9 protein-coding genes are annotated in these 9,775 nt (G+C 60.9%); 8 read left to right on the top strand and 1 reads right to left on the bottom strand.

Annotation, left to right across the window (positions count from 1 at the left end; all coding sequences use genetic code 11):
• Together VEJ16_09815 and VEJ16_09810 are read left to right on the top strand one after the other, a co-directional pair.
• Positions 1–1,358 (top strand): M20 family metallopeptidase (locus VEJ16_09815; protein ID HYB09956.1); only part of this gene is annotated, 1,358 nt, incomplete at its 5' end.
• 167 nt (positions 1,359–1,525) lie between these two features.
• Complete coding sequence (locus VEJ16_09810) at positions 1,526–2,335, top strand: transporter substrate-binding domain-containing protein (protein HYB09955.1); 810 nt, start codon at positions 1,526–1,528, stop codon at positions 2,333–2,335.
• Positions 2,336–2,379: 44 nt separating this feature from the next.
• On the opposite strand, the gene VEJ16_09805 is transcribed toward VEJ16_09810, so the two are convergent.
• Positions 2,380–3,084, bottom strand: coding sequence for an alpha/beta fold hydrolase (locus VEJ16_09805; protein ID HYB09954.1), 705 nt, complete (start codon positions 3,082–3,084; stop codon positions 2,380–2,382).
• A gap of 221 nt (positions 3,085–3,305) precedes the next feature.
• On the opposite strand from VEJ16_09805, the gene VEJ16_09800 reads away from it, so the two are divergent.
• The 6 genes from VEJ16_09800 to queG all read left to right on the top strand — a co-directional run bounded on the left by VEJ16_09800 (position 3,306) and on the right by queG (position 9,717).
• On the top strand, positions 3,306–4,841 hold the full coding sequence (locus tag VEJ16_09800; protein HYB09953.1) for a DEAD/DEAH box helicase: 1,536 nt from the start codon (positions 3,306–3,308) through the stop codon (positions 4,839–4,841).
• A 213-nt stretch (positions 4,842–5,054) separates the two neighbouring features.
• Positions 5,055–5,297, top strand: coding sequence for an Lrp/AsnC ligand binding domain-containing protein (locus VEJ16_09795; GenBank protein ID HYB09952.1), 243 nt, complete (start codon positions 5,055–5,057; stop codon positions 5,295–5,297).
• Positions 5,298–5,408: 111 nt separating this feature from the next.
• Positions 5,409–6,449, top strand: coding sequence for a tRNA preQ1(34) S-adenosylmethionine ribosyltransferase-isomerase QueA (gene queA, locus VEJ16_09790; protein HYB09951.1), 1,041 nt, complete (start codon positions 5,409–5,411; stop codon positions 6,447–6,449).
• A complete protein-coding gene (gene tgt / locus VEJ16_09785; GenBank protein HYB09950.1) occupies positions 6,446–7,576 on the top strand; it encodes a tRNA guanosine(34) transglycosylase Tgt in 1,131 nt (376 codons plus the stop codon). The genes queA and tgt overlap by 4 nt, the downstream gene beginning before the upstream one ends.
• Before the next feature lie 535 nt (positions 7,577–8,111).
• Complete coding sequence (gene queF / locus VEJ16_09780; GenBank protein HYB09949.1) at positions 8,112–8,576, top strand: preQ(1) synthase; 465 nt, start codon at positions 8,112–8,114, stop codon at positions 8,574–8,576.
• Between the two features lie 7 nt (positions 8,577–8,583).
• The gene (gene queG, locus VEJ16_09775) at positions 8,584–9,717 is read left to right on the top strand and encodes a tRNA epoxyqueuosine(34) reductase QueG (GenBank protein HYB09948.1); all 1,134 of its coding nucleotides are present in this window, start codon (positions 8,584–8,586) and stop codon (positions 9,715–9,717) included.
• Positions 9,718–9,775: the final 58 nt, after the last annotated feature.

Here is a 9,775-nt window from a genome sequence, read left to right as displayed (position 1 = left end):
TCGACGACGGCCCTTTCTTCGAAACGCTGGCCCGGCGCGTCGCCGTCAAGACTGAGAGCCAGGAACCCGAAAGCCGGCCGCATCTCGTCGAATATCTGGCGAAGGAAATCTCTCCTGCCCTCGCCCGTCTCGGATACCGCACGGAAATCTTCGACAATCCGGTCGCGTGGGGTGGTCCGTTTCTGGTGGCGGAACGGATCGAGGGGGCGAACCTTCCAACCGCCCTCACCTACGGCCACGGCGACGTCATCCGGGGCTTGGACGCGCAATGGAAGGACCGACTTTCGCCTTGGAAGCTCGAGCGTCGGGGGGATGTCCTCTACGGGCGCGGGGTCGCCGACAATAAAGGCCAGCACACGATCAATATCGCCGCCCTCGAGTGCGTGCTCGCCGAGCGCGGCAAGCTCGGCTTCAACTCGAAAATCCTCCTGGAGACCAGCGAGGAAATCGGATCGCCCGGCCTCGACAAATTCTGCGCCGAACAAAAGGGGCGGCTTGCGGCGGATCTGCTGCTTGCCTCGGATGGCCCGCGCTTGGCGCCGGACCGTGCTACGATTTTCATGGGCTCGCGTGGGGCCATGAATTTCGACCTCATCGTCGATTTACGTCAAGGCGGCCACCATTCGGGCAATTGGGGAGGGCTCCTTGCCAACCCCGGCATTATCCTTGCGAACGCGATCGCCTCGATCGTGACCAAGTCCGGCAGGGTCCAGGTGCGGGAACTGGTGCCGCGCGCGATCCCGATTTCGGTGCACGAGGCGGTCGCCGGCCTCGAGGTCGGTGGGGGAGACGACGCACCTGCCATAGATCCCGATTGGGGTGAGCCAGGATTGACCCCGGCCGAGAAGGTATTTGCATGGAATACCTTCGAGGTACTCGCTTTCCGCACCGGCAATCCCGACAATCCCGTGAACGCCATTCCGCCGCGCGCCACGGCCGCATGCCAAATCCGCTATACCGTCGATACCGATCCCAATGGCTTCATCGATGCGATCCGCCGCCATCTCGACAGGGCCGGTTTTCCGATGGTCCAGGTTAAGCTTTGGGAAAAGGGCTTCATGCAGGCGACCCGCCTCGACCCTACCCACCCCTGGGCGCAATGGGCCGTCGCCTCGATCGAACGCACGGTTGGCGCCAAACCCGCCGTGTTGCCCAATCTCGGCGGATCCCTGCCGAACGAGTGTTTCGCCGATATTCTCGGCATGCCGACGATATGGGTGCCGCACTCCTACGCGGGCTGTTCCCAGCACGCCCCGAATGAGCACGGGCTGGTTCCGATCCTGCGCGATGGGCTCAGGATCATGGCGGGCCTATTCTGGGATTTGGGAGAACAGCCCGGCGTTCCTTCGCATACCTGACCCGACTTCCGGCGGCATAGCCCCTGCCCCAAACCGGAATTTCCGCTCCCACGCTCAATGTTAAACAAAACGTAAGCTATTTATTATATTAGTAAAAAGGTTCTGGCTTTGCCTTCTCTGCTCGCGTAGCGTGCAGGGTGGGAGGCAAGTTCCGCGGAGAGTTTTCAATGAAAGAAATTCGGCGTGTCGTACTGACCCTGGTCGGGCTGACCTTCATTGTGTTCATCGGCCTTGCCGTCAGTGCCGTATCGGTACGCACAGCGGAATCGCCGAACACCAAACTCGACACGATCATAGAATCCAAGGTGCTGCGCATCGGCACCACGGGCGACTACAAGCCCTTTTCCTACCTCAATCCCGAAACGAAGACCTTCGAAGGCATCGACATCGAAATGGCCAAGTCGCTCGGCGCCACCCTTGGCGTCGAGGTCCAGTTTGTCCAGACCAAATGGTCCGACCTTATGCCTGACCTCATCGCCGATAAGTACGACATCGCGATGGGTGGTGTTTCGGTGTCGATGGAACGCCAGAAAACGGCACTCTTCACCATACCGCTCATGGTCGACGGCAAGGCGGCGGTGGCGCGCTGCGACGACCGGACAAAGTATCAAACGCTCGCGGACATCGACCGAGCGGGTGTCAAGGTGGTGACCAATCCCGGCGGAACCAACGAGAAGTTCGACCGCGCGACGTTGAAGCACGCAACGATCGAGGTTTATCCCGACAACAGAACGATCTGGCAGCAGATTCTCGACGGCAAGGCCGATCTCATGATCACGGATGCAAGCGAAACCCGCTTCTGGGAGAAGGAGCACCCGGGGCTTTGCGCCATCAATCCGGATCGGCCCTTCAATTTCTCCGAAAAGGCTTATCTCCTGCCGCGCGACGCTGTGTGGAAGGATTTCGTCGACCAATGGCTTCATCAGGCCATCGAGAGCGGCGAGTACAAGGCAATTCTCGCCAAGTGGGTGAAATAGCGCGGCGGCGAACGGACCGGCAGCCGCCGAAATCCTGCCTTTCCTTATTCCTGTAGCCAATAGCGCATCACCGCGGTAACGGCCTCCGGTCGCTCCATCGTCGACAGGTGGCCACAATTTTCGACGACGACCAGCTTGGCACGCGCAATGCGTGATGCGAGTTCCTCGTGCACTTCCACAGGGGTCAGCGCGTCCTGCCGTCCGACCAGCACAAGGGTCGGCACGCGGATTTCGCCGAGGTGCAGTCGGCTGTCCGCCCGGCCCATGATCGCCGTTTGTTCGCGGAGGAAGGCGTCCCTGCCGACGCGCTTGGTCATCGCCATGATCTCCTCGACGAGCGGAGCGTCCGTCACGCGATCGGGATGGACGAAAAGCGGGAGAAGGCGGCTGGTGACCCCGTGGAAGTCCCCCTTTTCAGCCTGCGCGATCATCGAGAGGCGGCGGTGACGTTGCTCCTCGGTATCCTTGCGCGCCATGGTATCGAGGAGTGCCAGACGCGAAACGCGCTCTGGTGCGCGGCGCATGATCTCGAAGGCGACGTAGCCGCCCATTGAAAGCCCGGCCAAGGCAACCTTCCCGGCCGGCGCCTGCGCAAGTACCGCATCCGCCATTGCCGCCATTGAACTCTGCTCGCTCACGTCCGCGACGATGACATCCGCCAAGTCGGCGAGGTGGGCCGCCTGATGACGCCACAGTGCGCGGTCGCAAAGCAGGCCAGGGATGAGGACAAGCGAGGTGCGGTCGGTCATGGGAATCCGTTGGAGATTGAGCGGCTTGGCGTTCTAACAGGGTAATGCGCCGCCGCCCGCACGCCAAGTGGTCCCATTGTCACCGCCACGGTGGAAACGCGCGAAAAATACGACAAAGATTGACAGGACCACTGGAAAAACTATGATCCCGGCCACATTTTCCTATCAGTTCCCCATAGCTTGAGCAGACTGCGGCTCTCGCGCAAGAGCAGATAGCCTTTATGAAGTTTTCCGATCTCGGCCTTAGCGAAGACGTTCTCCGTTCCGTTTCGGATGCAGGCTACGAAACGCCTACGCCAATCCAGGAGCAAGCCATCCCTATCGTGTTGCAAGGGCGCGACGTGCTCGGCTGCGCCCAGACAGGGACAGGCAAGACGGCCGCGTTCACGCTGCCGATGATCGACATTCTGTCAAGCGGTCGCGCCAGAGCGCGGATGCCCCGCTCGCTCATCCTCGAGCCGACGCGGGAGCTGGCATCACAGGTGGGCGAAAGCTTCGAGGTTTACGGCAAGCACGCCAAGCTCTCGAAGGCACTCCTGATCGGGGGTGTTTCTTTCGACGATCAGGAGAAGTTGATCGACCGTGGCGTGGACGTGCTGATCGCGACACCGGGCCGGCTTCTCGACCACATAGAGCGCGGCAAGGTGCTGCTGAGCGACATCAAGATCCTCGTGATCGACGAAGCCGATCGTATGCTCGACATGGGCTTTATCCCGGATGTCGAGCGAATCGTGTCGATGATCCCGAAAATCCGCCAGACCCTTTTCTTCTCCGCGACCATGGCGCCGGAAATTCGTCGCCTCGCCGACGCGTTCTTGATGAACCCCAAGGAGATCTCCGTCGCCCCACCTGCCTCGCCAGCCGAGACCGTAGATCAAAGCCTCGTCATGGTCGACACCGCCGACAAGCGGGAAGCCTTGCGTCTTTTGATCCAGCGCGAAGACGTGCGCAATGCACTCGTCTTCTGCAATCGCAAGCGCGACGTAGACATTTTGTTCCGTTCGCTCAAGAAGCACGGCTTCGACACCGCAGCCCTTCATGGCGATCTGGCCCAGGAACTGCGCACCGACACGCTCGAGCGTTTCAAGCGCGGCGAGATTCGCATCCTGGTCTGCAGCGACGTTGCGGCACGCGGGCTCGATATCCAATTTCTGTCCCACGTATTCAATTTCGACGTTCCTCACAATGCGGAGGATTATATTCACCGCATCGGTCGTACCGGTCGTGCTGGACGCCGCGGGCGCTCGATCATGCTTGCCACACCGGCGGAGGCAAAATCACTTGCCGCGATCGAGCGGCTCATGAAGCATGAGATCGTCCGGGAGGCGTTGCCGGAATTGCGCGCACCCGACCCGTCGGAAGGGACTGGCGAGATGCGGAGTCGGGGCATGCACCGCGGCCCACGCCGTGAACGTCGGCGCGGAGACGGACGGCACGAGCGGCGCGATAAGCGTATGCGAAACGACTCTGTCGCTGCGGTTGCCGCTGAAAGTCCGTTTCCTCTTGACGCGGCGCAGCCCGAGATCTCTCCGACGGCGCTCTTGCCGGCTACCGGCCCCGCCATGCATGGAGATCCGCGCGATAACGCGGGTCCTCAGGCGGTGCGCCGTCGACCGCCTAATGTCGAGACCCCGCAGCGCGGCGGCCGGCAGCGCGGTCGGCGTCACGACGATGACGTCGATGAGCCTGTTGTCGGCATGGGGGATCATGTCCCCGCATTCCTGATGCGTTCCATCCGTCTCGCAAGCGGCCGCTGAAGCACACCTCTGGTCGCACTCGGTTTCGCGCGAGGTGCTAAGTCGACGCCGGATCGGCGACGAAGCGGACAATTCCCCCGGGGACTGTTATTCCCTTTCACCGCTCCACTGGACAGCCGAACCCCGGCCACGCACAATGCCGGCTGCTGGGTGCCCAAATACCGGTCACCGCGAGATGAGCGGCAATCCATTGCCATAGCAAGGCGGAGCGCGATGCAGACCATCTTCATCATGGTCAAATGCGATTTAGGCAGGACCTATGACGTGGCGAACGACCTTGTGCTGAACGTCGAACAAGTCTCGGAAGTGCATTCCATCTCCGGCCAGTACGACCTCATGGTCAAGTGCTACCTACCGCAGGACATGGATATCGGTCACTTCGTCGCTTCCCAGATCCAACGAGTCGCGGGAATCAAGGACACCTTTACGCTCATAGCCTTCAAGGCCTTCACCTAGGTGCATGGCAAGGCGCTTGGCATCGAGATGGTTCTTCGCCTCGACGGGCGGGCGGCGTTTTGGCCGACGAAGCCGCAGCTAAAAGACGAATAAACCGTGTCGGACGGACCGATCCCGATCGGGTCATTTGATTTCGACCTACCTCGCGAGTTGATCGCATCAAGGCCGGTGCGTCCACGCGACGCCGCACGGCTTCTGCACGTCACGCCGAGGACGCTGAGCGACCATATCGTGCGGGAGCTGCCGCAACGCCTGCAGCCAGGCGATCTTCTGGTGCTCAACGACACGAAGGTCATCCCCGCACGTCTTGCGGGAATGCGCGGTGCTGCGAAAATCGAACTCACACTCCATCGTCAAAAGAGCGATGATTGTTGGCGCGCCTTTGCCAAGCCCGCGCGCAAACTCAAGATTGGCGATCGTGTGGATTTCGCCGAGGATTTTGGCTGCGAAATTGTCGAGAAAGGCGGTGACGGTGAGGTCGCATTGCGCTTCGATCGTGCTGGCCCGGCACTATTTGCAGCATTCGAGCGACATGGCGTCGCTCCACTCCCGCCTTATATCAAGCGCGCCCAGGGACCGGATGCGCAAGATAGCGAGGATTACCAGACGATCTTCGCGCGTCATCCCGGTGCGGTCGCGGCACCCACTGCCGGTCTCCACTTCACCGAGGAACTAGTAGCCGCACTCGAGGCACGCGGCGTCAAACGAACGACCATAACTCTCCATGTTGGCGCGGGGACCTTCCTACCGGTCAAGGTCGACGATCTCCGCGAGCATCGCATGCACAGCGAGCATGCCATGCTGTCGTCGTCCACGGCGCAACTCGTCAATGACACGAAAGCGCGCGGAGGCCGAATCGTGGCGGTCGGATCGACCAGCCTGCGCGTACTCGAAACGGCCGCGAACGAGCAAGGCGACGTAGCGCCTTTTGCGGGCGAGACCGATCTTTTCATCATGCCTGACTATCGATTCCGCATCGCCGACGTCATGCTCACCAATTTTCACCTGCCGCGTTCGACGCTATTCGTGCTGGTATCGGCATTCGCCGGGTTGGAGCGCATGCGCGCTGCGTATCGCCACGCGATTGCCGCTGGCTATCGCTTTTATTCCTATGGCGATTGCTGCCTTATCGAGCGTTCGGGGGCCGCGTGACGAAAGGATTCGGCTTCGAAGTGATAAAGACCGCCGGGGCCGCTCGGCGCGGCCGGCTTTCGACCGCACATGGCATTGTCGACACGCCAGCGTTCATGCCCGTGGGGACAGCGGGCACCGTCAAGGCGATGATGCCGGAATCGGTGATTGCAACCGGTGCGCAGATCATTCTCGGTAACACGTACCACCTGATGCTGCGCCCGGGCGCCGAGCGTATTGCAACGCTCGGTGGACTCCAGCGTTTCATGAATTGGCCCGGGCCGATACTGACGGACTCGGGCGGTTATCAGGTGATGTCCCTCGCCCAGCTCCGCGTCCTCAAGGAGGAGGGCGTTGCCTTCCAATCGCATGTCGACGGTACTCGTCACATGCTCTCACCGGAGCGCTCCGTGGAAGTCCAGCACCTTCTGGACGCCACAATCACCATGGCGCTCGACGAATGCACCGCCTGGCCGTGCGATGAGGCGACCGCAATCAAGTCGATGGAGCTATCCATGCGATGGGCGGCCCGCTCAAGGGCGGCATTCGTGAATCGATCGGGCTACGGGTTGTTTGGTATCGTACAAGGAAGTGTCTATCCGTCGTTGCGGGAGCAATCCGCCATGGCCCTTACGGCAATCGGTTTCGATGGCTACGCGGTCGGTGGACTTGCGGTTGGCGAAGGTCAGGCGAAGATGCTGGCCACGATCGATTCGACGATTCCTCATCTGCCGAGGGAGAAACCGCGCTATCTCATGGGAGTCGGGAAACCGGACGACATTGTGGGTGCCGTTGTGCGCGGCGTCGACATGTTCGATTGTGTGCTCCCGACACGCTCCGGTCGCACGGGCCAAGCCTTTACAAGCCGCGCGCAAATCAATATCCGCAACGCGCGCCATGCTTCGGACCCTCGACCGCTCGACGGGAGCTGCCGCTGCCCCGCATGCCGGAATTTCAGCCGCGCCTACCTTCATCATCTCGTCAAGGCCGGCGAAATCCTCGGCGCCATGCTTCTCACATGGCACAATCTTACTTACTACCAGGATCTGATGGCCTCGCTCCGCAGCGCGATTGAAGAAGATCGATTCAACGAGGCGATCGATCGCTTTCGCGTCGAGCAGGATCAAGGCGACATCGAGCCTGCTTGACACGGCCCCGCACACGATCATTTCTCGGGATCGGATCCATCGAGCAGTCCGACCCATTGGATCGCTCCAGGCATTTCGATATCATTGCGCCGCACGCATTGCGCATCGCAAATTGAACGGGGGGCTGTGCAATGACGAATTCAACGTCTCCGGCAGGAATCGATGCATGCGCCTACGGCGGGTCCATACTCTCGCAAGCGACTGAGCGAGTGGTTGCGGATGGTCCTTCGCGACGGCGTTTCCTGCACTCGGCCCTCGCTGGTTCCGCAAGCGGCGTCTTGGCTCGCGTCGTTGCCACGCCGAGGGCCGCCGCTGCGCAAAGTTCCCTCACGCCCGATGTAGCACTTCAGTCGTTGATGGACGGAAACCGGCGGTACGTGGAGGGCCGCCTGCAATCACTCGACCAGGACCTTAAACTTCCGAAGCAAGAAACCGCCGAGAAACAGGAACCGTTCGCGGCCGGGATTTCCGCGTCCCTTGTCGACTGGTTCCGCCCGGCTCTATATGATCGGCCGACTTCGAGGCAAGGTTGGACATGGGAAAGAGAAGCAACCACACTTTGACTATGCTCGGCAGCAAATCGACCCTGCCGAAATCGCCCGAGGCGGCACGGCTCGAAAGCGTCCCGAACCCGCATCCGCGCCAGCGATACCTTGTACGTTTCACCTGTCCTGAGTTCACGTGCCTTTGCCCCATCACGGGCCAGCCGGATTTCGCGCATCTCGTCATCGACTACGTGCCAAGATTGCGACTCGTCGAGAGCAAGTCATTGAAGCTTTACCTTGCGGCCTTCCGAAATCGGGGCGGGTTCCACGAGGAAACGACCGTCTCGATTGCGAAACGCCTGACCTCATTCCTGAAGCCACAATGGCTCAGGATCGGCGGCTACTGGTATCCGCGCGGCGGCATGCCGATCGATATTTTCTACCAGTCTGGACCTCCACCCAAGGACCTGTGGATACCCGATCAAGGTGCTGCACCTTATCGCGGACGCGGGTAGTGCGACGATGACGGCGACGCTCGCGGCCGCGATCAAGCGACAGGCAAACGACCTCGGCTTCGACCTTGTGGCCTTCGCACCTGCCCGGCTCGATGCACGAGCCAAACATAATCTCACGGAGTATGTGCGCCGGCGATATCACGGCGATATGGCATGGCTCGCGGAAACCCTCGAGCGCCGAGGTAATCCGGCCACACTTTGGCCGGCGGCCAAAAGTGTTGTCGTGCTCGGATTGAACTATGCGCCTTGCGATGACCCTCTCGCTCTCACGCGCCATTCCGAACGGGCAAGTGTGTCGGTTTACGCCCGCGGCCTCGACTATCACGATGTCATGAAAAAAGGCCTCAAGATACTTGCGCGCTGGATGGTGGAACAAACCGGGAGCGAGGTGAAGCTGTTCGTCGACACCGCACCGGTCATGGAAAAACCTCTGGCCGAAGCCGCCGGCATCGGTTGGCAAGGCAAGCATACGAATCTGGTATCGCGCCGCTTTGGGTCCTGGCTGTTCCTTGGTACAATCTTTTCGACTTACAACTTCCCACCCGATCGGGCCGAGACGGATCACTGCGGCCAATGCCGGCGGTGCCTCGATGCTTGTCCGACCCGCGCATTTCCCGCACCCTATCAGCTCGACGCACGCCGCTGCATTTCCTATCTCACCATCGAGCATAAGGGCCACATTCCGCCGGAGTTCCGCCAACCGATGGGCAACCGTATCTATGGTTGCGACGATTGCCTCGCGGTTTGTCCATGGAACAAATTCGCGTCACGCACGCGCGAATATGCGTTCCTGCCGCGCATCTATCTCACCGCACCTAAGCTCGCCGATCTCGTCATGCTCGACGGAACCGCCTTCCGCCAAGTATTCGCCGGCTCACCCATCAGACGAATCGGCCGGGACCGCTTTGTTCGGAACGTGCTTATCGCGATCGGCAATAGCGCCGACCCGAACCTTGCGCCGCGCATCGAACCATTATTGGGCGACACTTCGCCCCTCGTCCGCGCAATGACCGTTTGGGCGCTCGGACAAATTGTCGATAGCACCACTTTCGCGACCATCAAAACGAAGTGGGTCGCCAAGGAATCCGATCCCGACGTCCTGGCCGAGTGGCAGCAGTCGGCGTCATCGTGCGCAGCGTAAAGTAGCAGCACATAACTGCCATTCAATCTTGGAGAGCATCGTCGCGGATGTGGCTCCC

The organism is Alphaproteobacteria bacterium (assembly GCA_035625915.1).
GTDB lineage: Bacteria > Pseudomonadota > Alphaproteobacteria > JACZXZ01 > JACZXZ01 > DATDHA01.
Note: the sequence above shows the minus strand (reverse complement) of the source record. Positions and strands in the feature narration are given on the sequence as shown.

What these genes read in the sequence shown, in the direction of transcription:
- VEJ16_09810 (HYB09955.1), top strand. Translation starts at nt 1,526, where the DNA reads ATGAAAGAAATTCGGCGTGTCGTACTGACCCTGGTCGGGCTGACCTTC.
- queG (HYB09948.1), top strand. Translation starts at nt 8,584, where the DNA reads ATGACGGCGACGCTCGCGGCCGCGATCAAGCGACAGGCAAACGACCTC.
- queF (HYB09949.1), top strand. Translation starts at nt 8,112, where the DNA reads ATGGGAAAGAGAAGCAACCACACTTTGACTATGCTCGGCAGCAAATCG.
- VEJ16_09795 (HYB09952.1), top strand. Translation starts at nt 5,055, where the DNA reads ATGCAGACCATCTTCATCATGGTCAAATGCGATTTAGGCAGGACCTAT.
- VEJ16_09800 (HYB09953.1), top strand. Translation starts at nt 3,306, where the DNA reads ATGAAGTTTTCCGATCTCGGCCTTAGCGAAGACGTTCTCCGTTCCGTT.
- VEJ16_09805 (HYB09954.1), bottom strand. Translation starts at nt 3,084, where the DNA reads ATGACCGACCGCACCTCGCTTGTCCTCATCCCTGGCCTGCTTTGCGAC.